Source organism: Azoarcus sp. CIB (genome assembly GCF_001190925.1).
Classification (GTDB): domain Bacteria; phylum Pseudomonadota; class Gammaproteobacteria; order Burkholderiales; family Rhodocyclaceae; genus Aromatoleum.
The window spans coordinates 563,278-578,089 of sequence record NZ_CP011072.1; the positions used below are offsets into that span (position 1 = coordinate 563,278).

The 14,812-nt window shown below is 67.1% G+C and carries 16 protein-coding genes; 4 read left to right on the plus strand and 12 right to left on the minus strand.

What is annotated here, in order from left to right; all coding sequences use genetic code 11:
* Positions 1-28: 28 nt before the first annotated feature.
* From ruvA to AzCIB_RS02360, 3 genes are all read right to left on the minus strand, one after another.
* Complete coding sequence (ruvA, locus tag AzCIB_RS02350) at positions 29-628, minus strand: Holliday junction branch migration protein RuvA (RefSeq protein WP_050414419.1); 600 nt, start codon at positions 626-628, stop codon at positions 29-31.
* A gap of 21 nt (positions 629-649) precedes the next feature.
* A complete protein-coding gene (rng, locus tag AzCIB_RS02355; protein WP_050414421.1) occupies positions 650-2,104 on the minus strand; it encodes a ribonuclease G in 1,455 nt (484 codons plus the stop codon).
* Between the two features lie 106 nt (positions 2,105-2,210).
* A complete protein-coding gene (locus AzCIB_RS02360; protein ID WP_050414422.1) occupies positions 2,211-2,831 on the minus strand; it encodes a Maf family protein in 621 nt (206 codons plus the stop codon).
* Between the two features lie 288 nt (positions 2,832-3,119).
* Between AzCIB_RS02360 and AzCIB_RS02365 the strand changes: the two genes are divergently transcribed.
* From AzCIB_RS02365 to AzCIB_RS02375, 3 genes are read left to right on the plus strand one after another with little or no spacing between them, the layout of a single operon-like run.
* Positions 3,120-3,584 carry a cupredoxin domain-containing protein gene (locus AzCIB_RS02365; protein WP_050418169.1) on the plus strand — a complete coding sequence of 155 codons (465 nt, stop codon included), beginning with the start codon at positions 3,120-3,122 and terminating at the stop codon, positions 3,582-3,584.
* Between the two features lie 31 nt (positions 3,585-3,615).
* Positions 3,616-4,509, plus strand: a complete 894-nt coding sequence (locus AzCIB_RS02370; RefSeq protein ID WP_050414423.1) for an ethylbenzene dehydrogenase-related protein — start codon at positions 3,616-3,618, stop codon at positions 4,507-4,509.
* Complete coding sequence (locus AzCIB_RS02375) at positions 4,506-4,991, plus strand: cupredoxin domain-containing protein (protein WP_050414424.1); 486 nt, start codon at positions 4,506-4,508, stop codon at positions 4,989-4,991. The genes AzCIB_RS02370 and AzCIB_RS02375 overlap by 4 nt, the downstream gene beginning before the upstream one ends.
* An 8-nt stretch (positions 4,992-4,999) precedes the next feature.
* On the opposite strand, the gene rlmH is transcribed toward AzCIB_RS02375, so the two are convergent.
* From rlmH to AzCIB_RS02415, 8 genes are read right to left on the minus strand one after another with little or no spacing between them, the layout of a single operon-like run.
* Positions 5,000-5,470, minus strand: a complete 471-nt coding sequence (gene rlmH, locus AzCIB_RS02380) for a 23S rRNA (pseudouridine(1915)-N(3))-methyltransferase RlmH (RefSeq protein ID WP_050414425.1) — start codon at positions 5,468-5,470, stop codon at positions 5,000-5,002.
* A 52-nt stretch (positions 5,471-5,522) separates the two neighbouring features.
* Positions 5,523-5,891 (minus strand): ribosome silencing factor, encoded by a 369-nt coding sequence (gene rsfS / locus AzCIB_RS02385; protein ID WP_050414426.1) that lies wholly within the window; start codon positions 5,889-5,891, stop codon positions 5,523-5,525.
* On the minus strand, positions 5,891-6,574 hold the full coding sequence (gene nadD, locus AzCIB_RS02390) for a nicotinate-nucleotide adenylyltransferase (protein ID WP_050414427.1): 684 nt from the start codon (positions 6,572-6,574) through the stop codon (positions 5,891-5,893). Before nadD ends, rsfS begins: the two co-directional genes overlap by 1 nt.
* The gene (locus tag AzCIB_RS02395) at positions 6,555-7,328 is read right to left on the minus strand and encodes a BPSS1780 family membrane protein (protein WP_050414428.1); all 774 of its coding nucleotides are present in this window, start codon (positions 7,326-7,328) and stop codon (positions 6,555-6,557) included. Before AzCIB_RS02395 ends, nadD begins: the two co-directional genes overlap by 20 nt.
* 4 nt (positions 7,329-7,332) lie before the next feature.
* Complete coding sequence (locus AzCIB_RS02400; protein WP_050414429.1) at positions 7,333-8,163, minus strand: BPSS1780 family membrane protein; 831 nt, start codon at positions 8,161-8,163, stop codon at positions 7,333-7,335.
* Positions 8,164-8,166: 3 nt separating this feature from the next.
* Positions 8,167-9,108 (minus strand): homoserine kinase, encoded by a 942-nt coding sequence (locus AzCIB_RS02405; RefSeq protein WP_050414430.1) that lies wholly within the window; start codon positions 9,106-9,108, stop codon positions 8,167-8,169.
* A 44-nt stretch (positions 9,109-9,152) separates the two neighbouring features.
* Positions 9,153-9,473: a DUF2782 domain-containing protein gene (locus AzCIB_RS02410; protein ID WP_050414431.1), complete on the minus strand. Its 321-nt coding sequence runs from the start codon at positions 9,471-9,473 to the stop codon at positions 9,153-9,155.
* Between the two features lie 56 nt (positions 9,474-9,529).
* Positions 9,530-10,255, minus strand: a complete 726-nt coding sequence (locus AzCIB_RS02415; protein ID WP_050414432.1) for an LOG family protein — start codon at positions 10,253-10,255, stop codon at positions 9,530-9,532.
* A gap of 88 nt (positions 10,256-10,343) precedes the next feature.
* On the opposite strand from AzCIB_RS02415, the gene polA reads away from it, so the two are divergent.
* The gene (polA, locus tag AzCIB_RS02420) at positions 10,344-13,079 is read left to right on the plus strand and encodes a DNA polymerase I (RefSeq protein WP_050414433.1); all 2,736 of its coding nucleotides are present in this window, start codon (positions 10,344-10,346) and stop codon (positions 13,077-13,079) included.
* Positions 13,080-13,160: 81 nt separating this feature from the next.
* Here polA and AzCIB_RS02425 read toward each other — a convergent pair whose 3' ends face one another.
* On the minus strand, positions 13,161-14,594 hold the full coding sequence (locus AzCIB_RS02425; RefSeq protein ID WP_050414434.1) for an alanine/glycine:cation symporter family protein: 1,434 nt from the start codon (positions 14,592-14,594) through the stop codon (positions 13,161-13,163).
* Positions 14,595-14,812 lie beyond the last annotated feature (218 nt).

Below are 14,812 nucleotides of genomic sequence, written 5' to 3' on the forward strand. Positions count from 1 at the left end.
GCAGTTTAGCGCAGCGCGAGCCGGCGCTTCAGGCCTTCGACAGGCTCTTGAGTGCCAGCCGGATGCCGTCGGAAACGCCGCTGTCCTCGGGCACCGTCTTCATCGCGCCGAGTGCTTCCTTCTCGTTGTATCCGAGCGCGAGCAGCGCATTGAGGATGTCGCTGCGGGCGTCCGGCGCTGCCGTGACGACCCCCGCCGAAACGGTCGCCTCGAGCGTCGGCAACGCTTTGCCGAGCTTGTCGCGCAGTTCCAGCAGCAGGCGCTCGGCGGTCTTCTTGCCAATGCCCGGGATTTTCACGAGGCGACCGGCTTCCTGCAGCGCGACCGCCTGCGCGAGGTCCGTCACCGACAGGCCCGACAGCACCGCCAGCGCGGTGCGTGCGCCGATGCCGGAGACCTTCAGCAGCTGGCGGAACGCCGCGCGCTCGTCGGCGCTGGCGAAGCCGTAGAGGAAGTGCCCGTCCTCGCGTACCGCGAGATGCGTGAACAGCGACACCGCCTGGCCGGTCGCGGGCAGGCCGTAGAAGGTGCTCATCGGCACGTCGATCTCGTAGCCGACGCCCTGCACATCGACGACGATCTGGGGTGGGTTTTTTTCCAGCAGGATGCCGGCGATGCGTCCGATCATGGTGGCGGGAGTCCGGGAGAGTTACAGCAGCACGATGTCGAACTGTTCCTGCGAGTAGCTCGCTTCCGGGTGCAGCGAGATTTTCTTGCCGATGAAGTCCGACAGCATCGCGAGCGATTGCGACTCCTCGTCGAGGAAGAGATCGATCACGTTGGGGGCCGCGAGCACGCGGAACTCGCGGGCGTTGAACTGGCGCGCCTCGCGCAGCAGCTCGCGCAGGATCTCGTAGCACGCGGTGCGAGCCGTCTTGACCTCGCCGCGACCGCCGCAGGTCGGGCAGGGCTCGCACAGCAGGTGGGCGAGCGATTCGCGCGTGCGCTTGCGGGTCATCTCGACGAGGCCCAGGGCGGTGAAGCCGTTCACCGTCATCTTGGTGTGGTCGCGCGCGAGCGCCTTGCGGAATTCGTCGAGCACCATGTCGCGGTGCTCGGGGTTTTCCATGTCGATGAAGTCGATGATGATGATGCCGCCGAGATTCCGCAGGCGCAGCTGGCGCGCGATGGTCTGCGCCGCTTCGAGGTTGGTCTTGAAGATCGTGTCGTCGAAGTTGCGCGCGCCGACGAAGCCGCCGGTGTTCACGTCCACGGTCGTCATCGCCTCGGTCTGGTCGATGATCAGGTAACCGCCGGATTTCAGGCTGACGCGCCGCGCGAGCGCCTTCTGGATTTCCTCCTCGATGCTGTGCAGGTCGAAGAGCGGTCGCTCGCCGCCGTAGTGCTCGAGCAGCGGCAGCACTTTGGGGCTGTATTCGGCGGCGAAGCTGGTGAGCTTCTGAAAGTTCTCGCGCGAGTCGACCAGGATGCGCGTGGTGTCGTCATTGACGAGGTCGCGCAGCACGCGCTGGCCGAGGCTCAGGTCCTCGTACAGCACGCTCGGCGGGAAGCGGCCGGTTGCGCTGTTGCGGATCTCGCCCCATAGCTTGCGCAGGTAGGCGATGTCGGCGGCGAGCTCCTCGTCCGAGGCCGATTCGGCCATGGTGCGCACGATGAAGCCGCCGGCCTCGTCCTCAGGCACCAGGCGCGTGAGCCGCTCGCGCAGCGCCTCGCGCTCGGCCTCGTCCTCGATGCGCTGCGAGATGCCGATGTGCTTTTCCTGGGGCAGGTAAACGAGCAGCCTGCCGGCGATGCTGATCTGCGTCGACAGGCGCGCGCCCTTGGTGCCGATCGGATCCTTCAGCACCTGCACGGTGAGGCTCTGGCCCTCGACGAGGATGCGTTCGATCGGCTTGCCGGTGTCGCCGTTGTGGCGGTCGCTCCAGATGTCCGCGACGTGCAGGAAGGCCGTGCGTTCGAGGCCGATGTCGATGAAGGCCGACTGCATGCCCGGCAGCACGCGCACGACCTTGCCGAGGTAGATGTTGCCGACGATGCCGCGGCTGGCGGTTCGCTCGACGTGCAGCTCCTGCACTACACCCTGTTCGACGATCGCTACGCGCGTCTCCTGCGGCGTGAAGTTGATGAGGAATTCGATGCTCATGGAATGACTGCCAATGGGAAATGCGCAAGCGCAGACGTGAGGCACCGATTGCGCATTGCCCATCGAGGGCGCGGCCCGGCAAACCCCGGGCAGGGACCTGCCGAGCTTACAGGGGATAGCCGAAGGCGTCGAGGAGCTGTGCGGTCTCGAACAGCGGCAGGCCCATGATCCCGGTGTAGCTGCCGCGGATCTCCTCGATGAAGACGGCGGCGCGCCCCTGGATGCCGTAGGCGCCGGCCTTGTCCATCGGCTCCCCGGTCGCGACGTAGTGGCGGATCTCGTTGTCGGTGAGGGCGCGGAAGCGGACTTCGCTGGTGCTGATGCAGCTGCGCGTGCGCGTGCCGTCGCTGATCGCCACCGCGGTCAGCACGCGATGCGTGCGTCCCGAAAGGCGGCGCAGGATCGCAGCGGCATCGACCGCGTCAGCCGGCTTGCCGATGATTTCGCCGTCGAGCTCCAGCGTCGTGTCAGCCGACAGCACCGGGTGCTGCGGCAGCGTGCGCCATTGCAGACGCCGGTATCCGGCCTGGGCCTTGGTGAGCGCGACGCGCTCGACGTAGTGTTCGACGTTCTCGTCCGGCAGCGGCGTCTCGTCGACGTCGGCGTCCGCGCCACGCTCCGTGCCGCGGAACACCAGCAGGTCGAAATGCACGCCGATCTGGCGCAGGAGCTCGCGCCGGCGTGGGCTGCGCGACGCGAGATAGATTCGGGCTTGGAGGTTGCTCATGGCTGTCGGGGGGTCGGGTGCGGGATGCCGGCGGTTATTGGGCGGATTCTACCCTCCTTGCGGCGCGGCGACCCGTGCATACGCGTGCGGCAGCTTCGATTTCAGACGAGGCGGTCCGTTCGCCCTGTCCGCCCGTCATCGTTGTCATTGCATTTAGTTGATACAATTCCCCGGTCATCTAATGCCCGCGTGCTGGCGGTCGACGTCGTCGATGCACGCAGGCAGATCCGCCATCGTCAAATCGGGCCGGCGCCGTTGCGTCGCCCGCTTACCCTGGAGCAAGTCCGCATGCGCATGTCCATTATCACTCTCGTCGCCGGGGCAATCCTTTCCGCTTCGTTCACGGCAGGCGCCGCCGAGCCGGTCGCCGATGCCGCCGCAATCGTGAAGGCCGCCAACTGGGACGCGATGGAAACGATCACGGTCGAACTCACCGAGCACAGCTTCACGCCGCAGGACCTCAAGCTCAAGGCCGGCCAGCCGTACCGTCTGGTGATCAAGAACGTGGGCCAGAAGGATCACTATTACACCGCGACGGAGTTCTTCAAATCGGTCGCGTGGCGCAAGGTGCAGACGCCCAAGCCGAATGGCGGCGAGATCAAGGCGCCGTACTTCACGGCCGTCGAGGCCTACAAGAACGGCGGCGCGGTCGAGCTGTTCTTCGTCACCGTGAACAAGGGCGAGTTCGACGTCATCTGCACGATCGAGGACCACAAGGATCAGGGCATGTACGGCAAGATCGTCGTCGAATAAGTCCGCCTCCACTACCCAGCCGAGCCGCCCGATGAAGTTCCTTGCCTCGCTCCTCTTGCTGCTGCCGTTTGCGGCACAGGCCCAGACCCCCACGCCGCAGGTCATTGCGGTGGCGAACCTCGCCGCGCCCCCGAAGGTCGATGGCGAACTGGGCGAATGGGGCGGTAGCGGCTGGGTCAAGGTGCCGGTCAAACCGGCGCTGGAACGCGAGGAGCGCGCGAAGTACGGCCTCGATCCGGCCGGCGAGCGTAATGTGGCCGGCAGCCTCACGGTCGAGCTGAAGGCAGGCGTCGCGGCGGGACGCTTCTATCTTGCCGTGCGCTATCCCGACGATGCCGCCGACACCGTGCACAAGGAATGGAGCTGGCGCGGCGACAAGTACCAGCGCGAGAATCAGCTCGAGGACATGTTCGCGGTGCGCTTCCACCTTGCCGGTGATTTCGACCGGACGATGCTGTCGACCAAGGATTACAAGGTCGACGTCTGGCTGTGGTCGGCTGCGCGGACCAATGCGAACGGCATCGCCGAGGACATGACGCACCACGTCACCACGAAGTTGCAGGAATCGGCCGCCGAGTACCAGGTGAAGGACGGCCCGGTGATCTACATCTCGAAGCGTCGCGACGAGGGCGTCGCGCCCTACGAGATGCTGCCGCGCCCGAAGGAAAACAAGGGCGACCGCCTGCCGTCGTTCGCCGCTGCGAACGCCTCGGGCAGCGTCGCGGACGTCGCCGCCAAGGGTGTGTGGAAGGCCGGGCGCTGGAATCTCGAATTCGCCCGCGCCCTCGACTCCGGCCATGCGGACGACGTCGCACTCAAGCCCGGCGCCCGGATCACCGGGCAGATCGCCGTGTTCAACAAGGCCAGTGCCGAGCACAAGAGCGTGTCCGAGCCGCTGGTGTTTGATTTCGGCGCGGTGAAATGAGCGTGCGGCATGCCCTGGCCGGCGCCTTGCGGGCGACGCTGCTCGCTTTCGTGCTAGCGTTCGGCGCGGGGGGCGCATGGGCCGAGGACGAGCCGGCTGTGCGCATGCATCCGGCGCTCGCCGGCATCGACTGGACGGAAGTGAGCGAAGTCGAGGTCGCGCTCAAGGACCACAGCTACGAGCCCGACGAGATCCGCCTCAAGGTCGGCCAGCCGTACAAGCTGGTGCTGCGCAACGTCGGCGCGGTGGCGCACGACATGGTTGGCGGTTCGCTCTTCGACGAAAAGGTGATCGCGCTGCGCATGGTGAATTCCAGCGTCGGGCGCGTCATCGCCGACTACGTGAATTCCGTCTACGTGCGCTCGCACAACAACATCGAGCTCTGGCTCGTGCCGCTCAAGCCGGGCGAGTATTCCTTCTTCTGCAGCCTGCCGGGGCATCGCGAGGACGGCATGGAAGGTATCGTCCGCATCGTCCCGTAGGCTACCGCTCACTCCCGGTGGTAGGGGTGGTTCTTCAGCACCGTCCAGGCGCGATACAGGGCTTCGGCGAGCAGCGGGCGTACCAGCGCATGCGGAAGCGTGAGGCTCGACAGGCGGATACGCTCGTGCGCGCTCGACTTCAGGGCGGGTGACAGGCCATCGGGGCCGCCGACGATCAGCGCGACGTCGGCTCCGTCCGCTTGCCAGGCTTCCAGTCGGCGCGACAGCTCGACGGTCGTGAGGTCGCTGCCGCGTTCGTCGAGGATCACGCGGCGACAGCGCGGCGGCAGGGCCGCATCGATGCGCGTCGCCTCGGCCGTCATCATCGCTTCGACGGTCTTGCCGGTGGTGCGCGGTTCGGCCTTCACCTCGACGAGTTGCAGCGGCAGCTCGCGCGGCATGCGGCGCGCGAATTCGTCGAAGCCGGCCTCGACCCACGCGGGCATGCGCGTGCCGACCGCGACGATCAACAGTTTCATGGATGTGTGTGCAGGCGGTGCGGCCGACCCGGGGCCGGCCGCAGGGGGCGTGTCACTGCGCCGCGACGCCTGCCGCCGCGCGCCCGCGCCGCAGGGTCGAGGGGGTGGCCCACAGTTCCTCGAGGTTGTAGTAGCTGCGGATCGCCGGCTGCATGATGTGCACGACGATGTCGCCGAGGTCGACGAGCACCCATTCCCCGGTTTCCTCGCCCTCCACGCTGACGACCGGGGCGCCGGCTTCGCGGACCTTTTCCTGCACGTTGCGCGCCAGCGCCCGCGTCTGGCGGTTGGAGTCGCCGGTGGCGATGACGATGCGGTCGAACAGCGAGGTCAGTCGGGTGGTGTCGATGACTTCGATGTCCTTGGCCTTGATGTCTTCGAGGGCGGCGACGACGGTTTTTTCGAGTGTGCGGGTGTCCATCAGGTTCTGCGGTAAAGGTGGTGCAGCCCAATATAGTCGAGAACGGAGTCGGGCAGCAAATAGCGGGCGCTGTGCCCGCCGTGGATGAGGTCGCGGATCAGCGACGCGGAGATCGCCAGCGGCGTCATGTCGAAGGGAACGACCCGTCCGGCAGGGGTCCGGTGCAGGACGGCGGGGTCCGTGTCGATGCGACCCGCGCACGCCGCGTCGAGTTCCGGCGACAGCGTGCCGGGCCAGCGCCGGCCATGCGGGGCAAAACCTGGGCGGTTGGCGACCGCGATGTGGGCAAGGCCGAAGAGCTCCTGCCAGCGGTACCAGCCCGGCAGGCCGTTGAAGGCGTCGGCGCCGAGGATCAGTACCAGCGGGCGCTGTGCGCCGTGAAGTGCGCGCAGGCGCTCCAGCGTCAGCACCGTGTAGCTCTTGCTCGGCGCGAACACCTCGCCGTCGTCGACGGCGAGGCCGGGGTTGCCGGCGCTCGCCAGCCGCACCATCGCCAGGCGGTCGGTGGCGGGGGACTGGGGCACATCGCGGTGCGGCGGCTGGCCGGCGGGGATCAGGGCGACCTGCGCGAGCCCGAGCGCCTCGCGGGCCTCCTCGGCGAGGCGCAGGTGGCCGAAATGGATCGGGTCGAAGGTGCCGCCAAGCACCCCCAGTGCGCCGGCGTCAGGCTTGCTCGGGGACATTGTCGGGTTCGCCGAAGATGTCGCGCGCGTTGGCGTAGAAGCTGGCGAAGATGATGGGGATCAGCAGCAGCGGCAGCGGCACCGAGAGCAGCGTCGCGAGCGTCGGCGAAACCATGCCGACGATGCCGAGCACGATGCCCGGCAGGATGGCGCCGAACAGCGCCAGCGCGATCGAGTAGGCGAGAAAGGGACGCCAGTTGCGCAGGCACGCGAAGAAGCTGAAGAACATTGCCTTGGGGGCCGATACCTTCCACCAGCCCGCGAGCAGGGGGGCGAACCAGTAGGCCATCATCACCGGCGTCGACAGCGAGATCGCGATCAGCAGCGCCATAGTGAAGCCGGTGCTGGTCGCGATCTCGGGCTCGAGCTTGCCGCCACTCGTCATGATCCCGAACAGGGTGCCACCGTCGGCGACGGCGGTGAGCGCCAGCACCAGCAGGCTGCCGGCAAGATAGAGGCCGCCGATCGCGACCAGCGCGGGGAGATTCTGCTGGAAGCCGGAGAACAGCACGTCCGGCCCGGCCTTACGGCCGGCGTCGATGGCCCGGCAGGTGTTGAGCACGCCCAGCGACAGGACGGGCATCAGCAGCGATGCGAGGACCTGCCCGATGAACGGAGCGACGCTGACGAGGATCAGCAGCAGCAGGTAGCCGAAGGACGCGAAGGTGAGCAGCGCGGGGTTGCGCCGCCACAGTTGCAGGCCTTCGCCAAGCCATGCGAAGCCGCGCTGGGCCGGAAGTTGTCGTGCTTGCATGCGCTTACTCGGCAGGGGCGTCGGTGGGGCCGGGCAGCGCGGGTGTCGGCTGCGGGGCGCGCGGAGCGAAGGTGTCCTGCCAGGCTGCGTACAGCGCGCCGGCCAGGACCGGGACGAGCACCAGGACGCCCAGCGCGAACGGCAGCATGGCGAACCAGGTCAGCAGGTAGATCACGAAGCCGAGGACGATGAAGCTGGCGAGATTGGAGATGCAGGCGCGCAGCGAGAGTTTCATCGCGTCGAGCGGCGAGACGTTCTGCAGCACGACCAGTGGCGGGGCAAACCACAGCGCCATCAACAGGAGGATCAGCAGAACGGGCCACAGCGCGGCCGACAGCAGGGCGACGCCATTGGCGAGACCGATGGTGCCGAGCAGGCCGACCAGCATGCCGGTCACTGCGGCGCTGCTGCCGACGAGGACCGCCACCAGCGCCGCGGCGAGTCCGCCGAGCACGTAGAAGAAACCGACCATCAGCAGGTTCCCCGAATGCCGGCGCGCGCCTTCGAACAGATGGCCGACACGCAGCGGCTGGCCCTGATGTTGCGCGTGCGCGCCGGTGACCATGCCGGCGACGAGCATCGGGAACACCAGCTGGAGGACCAGCGGGGCGAGCAGCGGGCCGAAGGTCGGGATGAAGCCCACCGCTGCGGCGAGCGCGAACAGCACGGCGATCAGCACCAGCGTCTGGAGGATCCAGATGCCGGGGTTGGCGATGAAGGTCTTCCAGCCCGCGGCGATCCATCGGAGCGTGTCCGCAGGGGTGACGTGGCCCGGCGGCGGGAGGGGGTGCCGGCGGTGCGATGCGGCGTGATCGGTCGTGTGCGGATCGTTCATCGTTCAGTGCGGCAGCGGTGGTGTTGCGGAGATGCGCAGGCGCAGGATGTCGCGGTATTCGGCGGGCGGCTTCACGAGCACCATCTCGCCCGCCTTGGGCAGGTGGAAATCCTCGGCTCGCGATAGCCAGAAGCGCAGCGCGGCGGCACGCAGCAGCGCCGGCCAGTTCGTGCGCTCGGCATCGGTGAAGGGGCGTTCGGCATGGTAGGCGGCGAGCAGGGCGGCGGTGCGCTGCGGGTCGAGTTCGCCGCCTGCGGTCGTGCACCAGTCGTTCACCGTCACGGCGACGTCGAAGAGTAGCGCGTCGTGGCCGGCGAAGTAGAAATCGATCACGCCGCCGATGTAGTCGCCGTCCCACAGCACGTTGTCGCGGAAGAGGTCGGCGTGGATCACGCCCTGCGGCAGGCTGGCATAGTCCACTGCGGCCTGGAAGGCGAGTTCCGCATCGAGCAGGGCTTGCTCGTCCGCGGGCAGGAAGGTGCGCACGCGCGCCGCTGCGGCCGTGCGCCACGCCGCGCCGCGCGGGTTGTCCTGGCGCCGGCCGTAGGACAGCCCGGCCAGATGCAGGCCTGCGAGCATCGCGCCGACGCGCTCGCAGTGCAGCGCCGTGGGGGCCATCTCGGACTTGCCCGACAGGCGCATCACCAGTGCGGCGGGGCGGTCGGAGAGCGTGCCGAGGTATTCGTTGTCGCGGTCGGCGATCGGCCCCGGCACCGGCAGGCCGTGGCGCGCGAGATGGGCCATGAGGTGCAGGAAGTAGGGCAGTTCGGCGCGCGGGATCGCCTCGAACAGCGTCAGCACGTAGCGGCCGAGCGTGGTGGTGACGAAGAAGTTGCTGTTCTGCACGCCGGCCGAGATGCCTTGCAGGTCGACGAGGCGGCCAATGGCATAACGGCCGAGCCAGCACGACAGCGTCTCGGGGGCGACAGCGGTGAAAACGGACATGGCAGGGAAGAGGGTGAGTCAGTGGCCAGCGGGCCGGGGTTGCATTACCAGGACTTGATCACCCACATCGGCACGGCCAGGGTCGGCAGCACGTCCTGCCGCGCCATCACGCCGTTGCCTTCGTTGTCGATCAGGTAGTAGGGCACGCCGTGCGGGGGCGTGACCTTGAGCATGTAGAGCTTGCCGCGGATGCGGTATTCCTGAACGGTGTCCTCGCCGCGCTTGACGATGCGGACTTCGGGATCCAGCGACGGATCGCTCGCCGGCATCGGCGGGGGTTCGGGGATCGGTTCGAGCTTCGGAGGCTGCTGGGCCGCAACCGGGGTTGCGAGGGCCATCAGCAGCACGATCAGGTTGCGGCGCATGGTGCTCTCCTTGGATGGCGCGGATTCTAGCAGGGACCCGCGCTGTGCGTCCGTCATTACAGGTTGAGCAGCAGTTCGTGTTCCTCGGGCAGCGGCAGGAAGCCGCGGTTTTCGTAGTGCTTGAAGATCGCCTCGACGACCTCCTCGGGCGTGTCGATGACCTGGATCAGTTCGAGGTCTTCGGGGTTGATCATGCGTTCGGCGACGAGGCGCTCGCGGAACCAGTCGATCATGCCTTTCCAGAACGGGCCGTGCACCAGAATGATCGGGATCTTGCGGCTCTTGCCGGTCTGGATCAGCGTCAGGGCTTCCATCAGCTCGTCCAGCGTGCCGAAGCCGCCCGGCATCACGACATAGGCCGAGGCGAAGCGCACGAACATGAACTTGCGCGCGAAGAAGTGCTGGAAGGTCTGCGAGATGTCCTGGTAGGGGTTGGAGCTCTGTTCCATCGGCAGCTGGATGTTGAGCCCGATCGACGGGCTCTTGCCGAAGTAGGCACCCTTGTTCGCCGCTTCCATGATGCCGGGGCCGCCGCCGGAGATCACCGCGAAGCCGGCGTCGGACAGCAGCCGGCTGATCTTTTCGGAGAGGATGTAGTACATGTGGTCGGGCGGGATGCGCGCGCTGCCGAAGATCGACACCGCGGGGCGGACGGAGTTGAGCCGTTCGGTCGCCTCGACGAACTCTGCCATAATTCCGAAGATCCGCCACGACTCGCGGGCGTTGAAGCGCTGCGTCGTGCTGCTCGGCGCGCTGGGAGGGACTTTCTCTTTCGCGGTCATGTTGTTCTCGTCTTGTCGTTCTGCCGGTCCGTGTGCCGGCTTCATCTGATTCCGGAATTCGCCCGGATCCCGCAAGGAAGTTTGTCCGATGCCCGTCCTGTTGCTCGTCGATGGTTCCAGCTATCTGTATCGCGCGTTTCACGCGCTGCCGGATCTGCGCAATTCGAAGGGCGAGCCGACAGGAGCGATTCGGGGTGTGTTGTCGATGCTACGTCGGCTCGAAAGCGACTACAAGGCCGAATTCCGCGCCTGTGTGTTCGACGCCAAGGGCAAGACCTTCCGCGACGACTGGTATCCGGAGTACAAGGCGCAGCGCCCGCCGATGCCCGACGACCTGCGCGCGCAGATCGAGCCGCTGCACGAGGCGGTGCAGGCCGAGGGCTGGCCGCTGCTGGCGGTGGAAGGGGTCGAGGCCGACGACGTGATCGGCACGCTGACGCGCCTGGCGCTCGAGCGCGGCTGGGAGGTGGTGATCTCGACCGGCGACAAGGACCTGACCCAGCTCGTGCGCCCCGGCGTGAAGTGGGTGAACACGATGAGCGAGGAGGTGCTCGACGAGGCGGGGGTGGAGGCGAAATTCGGCGTGCCGCCCGAGCGCATCATCGATTACCTCGCGCTGGTCGGCGACACCGTCGACAACGTGCCGGGCGTCGAGAAGTGCGGTCCGAAGACTGCGGTGAAGTGGCTCACGGAGTACGGCACGCTCGACAGCCTCGTCGCGAACGCTGACAAGGTCGGCGGCAAGGTCGGCGAGAACCTGAGGAAGCACCTCGACTTCCTGCCCTTGGGTAAAAAGCTGGTTACGGTCGCGACCGATGTCGCGCTGCCGGTCGCGCTCGACGACCTGCCGGCGCGCGAGGACGACAAGGCCGCCCTGCGCGCACTGTACGAGCGCTTCGAGTTCCGTGGCTGGCTGAAGGATTTGGACGGGCAGGGTGGCGGGGCGACGGCTCCCGCGGGCGGCGAAGCAGCCGCGGCCGCCGCGGCCGACGACCCACCCGTCGAGCCGGGTGCGCATCGCGGCGGCTACACGGCGATCCTCGACTGGGCGGCGTTCGACGCCTGGCTCGCGAAGCTGGATGCCGCTGCGCTCGTCGCCTTCGACACCGAAACCACCAGCCTGGATCCGATGGCGGCCCGCCTCGTCGGCATGTCCTTCGCGGTCGTCGCGGGCGAGGCGGCCTACCTGCCGCTGGCGCACCGCGGGCCTGACGTCCCGGCGCAGTTGCCGCTCGACGAGGTGCTCGCGCGCCTGCGGCCGTGGTTCGAGTCCGCGCAGCATGCAAAGGTCGGTCAGAACCTCAAGTACGACGCGCACGTACTGGCGAACCACTGCATCCGGCTGGCCGGCATCGCGCACGACACGCTGTTGCAGTCCTACGTGCTCGAGAGCGACAAGTCGCACGACATGGATTCGCTGGCGAAGCGCCACCTCGGCCTGACGACGATTCCCTACACCGACGTGTGCGGCAAGGGGGCGAAGCAGATCGGCTTCGACGAGGTCGCGCTCGACCGTGCGACCGAATACGCTGCCGAGGACGCCGATATCACATTGCGCCTGCATCAGGCACTTTGGCCGCAACTGGAGGCCGTGCCGGCGCTCGCGGCGCTGTACCGCGACATCGAACTGCCGGCGATGCAGGTGCTGCTGGAGATGGAGCGCACCGGCGTGCTGATCGACCCGTTTCTGCTCGCGCAACAGGGCGAGGAACTGGGGCGTCGCCTGATGGAGCTGGAGCGCGAGGCGCACCATCTGGCCGGCCAGCCCTTCAATCTCGCCTCACCGAAGCAACTGGGCGAGATCCTCTTCGGCAAGCTCGGCCTGCCGGTGGTGAAGAAGACCGCCACCGGCCAGCCCTCGACTGACGAGGAGGTGCTGCAGCAGCTCGCCGACGACTACCCGCTGCCCAAGCTGCTGCTCGAGCATCGCGGCTTTGCGAAGCTCAAGAGCACCTACGCCGACAAGCTGCCGCGCATGGTCAACCCCAAGACCGGGCGCGTGCATACGAGCTTCTCGCAGGCGGTCGCGGTCACCGGCCGGCTCGCGAGTTCGGACCCCAACCTGCAGAACATTCCGATCCGCACCGCCGAGGGACGGCGCATCCGCGCGGCCTTCATCGCACCGCGCGATCATGTGATCGTGTCGGCCGACTACTCGCAGATTGAGCTGCGCATCATGGCGCACCTGTCGGGCGACACGCGCCTGCTCGAAGCCTTTGCGCAGGGCGAGGACGTCCACCGCGCGACCGCAGCCGAGGTGTTCGGTGTGACGCCGGCCGAAGTCACGAGCGAGCAGCGCCGCTACGCCAAGGTGATCAACTTCGGCCTCATCTACGGCATGAGCGCGCACGGTCTGGCGATGAATCTGGGCATCGACCGCGCCGCGGCGCAGGGCTGGATCGACCGCTACTTCGCGCGTTACCCGGGGGTGGCCGCCTACATGGACCGCGTCAAGGCCGAGGCCAAGGAGCGCGGCTACGTCGAGACGGTGTTCGGCCGTCGCCTCTACCTGCCCGAGATCCGCGCCCAGCAAGTCGGTCGCCGTCAGGCCGCCGAGCGTGCGGCGATCAATGCGCCGATGCAGGGCACGGCGGCGGACCTGATCAAGAAGGCGATGATCGCCGTGCACGGCTGGCTCGCGTCCTCGGGGCTGAAGACGCGCCTGATCCTGCAGGTGCATGACGAACTGGTGCTGGAGGTGCCGCGCGACGAGCTCGAGCGCGTGCGCGCGGAACTTCCGGCGCAGATGTGCGGCGTAGCCGACTTGGCGGTGCCGTTGCTGGTTGAGGTCGGCGTCGGCGACAACTGGGACGAGGCCCACTGAGGGGGACGGCGACAGTCCCCCGTCGGCATCGAAAATCGCGGGGCGGGATGCGTTGCTCCCGCCCGCGTCCGCCAAGGTCGATCAGCGGCGATCGACCCAGAAATCCGCGTTGCGGATTCCCAGCTTCTCCGGGTCGAACACCGGATCCTTGCCTTCCTTCTTCTGCTGCTCGTAGTCGCGTAGCGCGACGAGCGCGGGCTTCTGCAGAATCAGGATCGCGATGATGTTGAGCCAAGCCATGACGCCCACGCCGATGTCACCGAGGTCCCACGCCGCGCCGGCGCTGCGCACAGAGCCGTAGGTCACCGCCGCCATCATCACGATGCGCAGCACGAACACCAGCCACGGGCGATGCACCTTGCGGTTGATGTAGGAGAGATTGGTCTCGGCCATGTAGTAGTACGCGACGATGGTCGTGAAGGCGAAGAACATCAGCGCCAGCGCGACGAAGCTCGCACCGAAGCCGGGCATGACCGACTCGACCGCGGCCTGCGTGTAGGCGGGGCCGGTTTCGACGCCCGGCAGGTGATCGAGGATCATCGACCCGTCCGGGTGCTTGACGTTGTACTTGCCGGTGGCGAGCAGCATGAACGCCGTCGCCGAGCACACCAGCAGCGTGTCGATATACACCGAGAAGGCCTGCACATAGCCCTGCTTGGCCGGATGCGACACTTCCGCTGCTGCCGCCGGGTGCGGTCCCGAACCCTGGCCCGCCTCGTTCGAATACACGCCGCGCTTCACGCCCCACTGCACCGCGAGGCCCAGCACCGCACCGAACCCGGCCTCGAAACCGAAGGCGCTTTTGAAGATCAGCGCAATCATCGCCGGTACTTGATCGATGTGCAGGAACACGATCACCAGCGCCATCAGGATGTAGGCGAGCGCCATGAAGGGCACGACGAACTCGGCGAAGTGCGCAATGCGCTTGACGCCGCCGAAGATGATGAAGCCCAGCGTGATCACCATGAGCGCCGCGCTGACCGCGGGATCGATACCCCACGCATTCTGCACGCCCGAAGCGATGCTGTTGGCCTGCACGCCGGGCAGCAGCAGGCCCATCGCGATCGTCGTCGCGACGGCGAAGATCCAGGCGTACCACCTTTGTCCCATCGCCTTCTCGATGTAGTAGGCGGGACCGCCGCGGTACTGGCCCTTGTCGTCCTTTTCCTTGTAGATCTGCGCCAGCGTCGACTCGATGTAAGCGGTCGATGCACCGAGGAAGGCGGTCATCCACATCCAGAACACCGCGCCGGGCCCGCCGAAGGTGATCGCGGTGGCGACCCCGGCGATGTTGCCGGTGCCGACGCGGCCGGAAAGGGCCATCGCCAGTGCCTGGAACGAAGATACGCCGGCGTCGGAGCTCTTGCCTTCGAACATCAGGCGGATCATCTCGTTGAAGCCGCGCACCTGCATGAAGCGCGTGCGGATCGAGAAGTACAGGCCCACGCCCAGGCACAGATAGACGAGTGCGGGGCTCCAGACGTAGCCGTTGATGGTTGAAATGAGTGCATCCATTGATTCGTCTCCTTGTGGGATGCGATTTCCTGGTTTTGTGGCGGCGCTGCGTCGTGCCCCGGGGATCGTGGGGCGGGCAGCATCGGCTTGGGTAGGCCACGCCAGGTGGAAATCGCGCGGCGCGATGATACGCGAGGTGTTACAGATCCGGGCTGCACTCGTGTCAGCGGTGGGCTCCGGGAGGGTATACTTCAAAGATTTTTCGCCATGCCTGCGCC

Coding starts and splice junctions, on each gene's coding strand:
- ruvA (WP_050414419.1), bottom strand. CDS start 628: ATGATCGGACGCATCGCCGGCATCCTGCTGGAAAAAAACCCACCCCAG.
- rng (WP_050414421.1), bottom strand. CDS start 2,104: ATGAGCATCGAATTCCTCATCAACTTCACGCCGCAGGAGACGCGCGTA.
- AzCIB_RS02360 (WP_050414422.1), bottom strand. CDS start 2,831: ATGAGCAACCTCCAAGCCCGAATCTATCTCGCGTCGCGCAGCCCACGC.
- AzCIB_RS02365 (WP_050418169.1), top strand. CDS start 3,120: ATGCGCATGTCCATTATCACTCTCGTCGCCGGGGCAATCCTTTCCGCT.
- AzCIB_RS02370 (WP_050414423.1), top strand. CDS start 3,616: ATGAAGTTCCTTGCCTCGCTCCTCTTGCTGCTGCCGTTTGCGGCACAG.
- AzCIB_RS02375 (WP_050414424.1), top strand. CDS start 4,506: ATGAGCGTGCGGCATGCCCTGGCCGGCGCCTTGCGGGCGACGCTGCTC.
- rlmH (WP_050414425.1), bottom strand. CDS start 5,470: ATGAAACTGTTGATCGTCGCGGTCGGCACGCGCATGCCCGCGTGGGTC.
- rsfS (WP_050414426.1), bottom strand. CDS start 5,891: ATGGACACCCGCACACTCGAAAAAACCGTCGTCGCCGCCCTCGAAGAC.
- nadD (WP_050414427.1), bottom strand. CDS start 6,574: ATGTCCCCGAGCAAGCCTGACGCCGGCGCACTGGGGGTGCTTGGCGGC.
- AzCIB_RS02395 (WP_050414428.1), bottom strand. CDS start 7,328: ATGCAAGCACGACAACTTCCGGCCCAGCGCGGCTTCGCATGGCTTGGC.
- AzCIB_RS02400 (WP_050414429.1), bottom strand. CDS start 8,163: ATGAACGATCCGCACACGACCGATCACGCCGCATCGCACCGCCGGCAC.
- AzCIB_RS02405 (WP_050414430.1), bottom strand. CDS start 9,108: ATGTCCGTTTTCACCGCTGTCGCCCCCGAGACGCTGTCGTGCTGGCTC.
- AzCIB_RS02410 (WP_050414431.1), bottom strand. CDS start 9,473: ATGCGCCGCAACCTGATCGTGCTGCTGATGGCCCTCGCAACCCCGGTT.
- AzCIB_RS02415 (WP_050414432.1), bottom strand. CDS start 10,255: ATGACCGCGAAAGAGAAAGTCCCTCCCAGCGCGCCGAGCAGCACGACG.
- polA (WP_050414433.1), top strand. CDS start 10,344: ATGCCCGTCCTGTTGCTCGTCGATGGTTCCAGCTATCTGTATCGCGCG.
- AzCIB_RS02425 (WP_050414434.1), bottom strand. CDS start 14,594: ATGGATGCACTCATTTCAACCATCAACGGCTACGTCTGGAGCCCCGCA.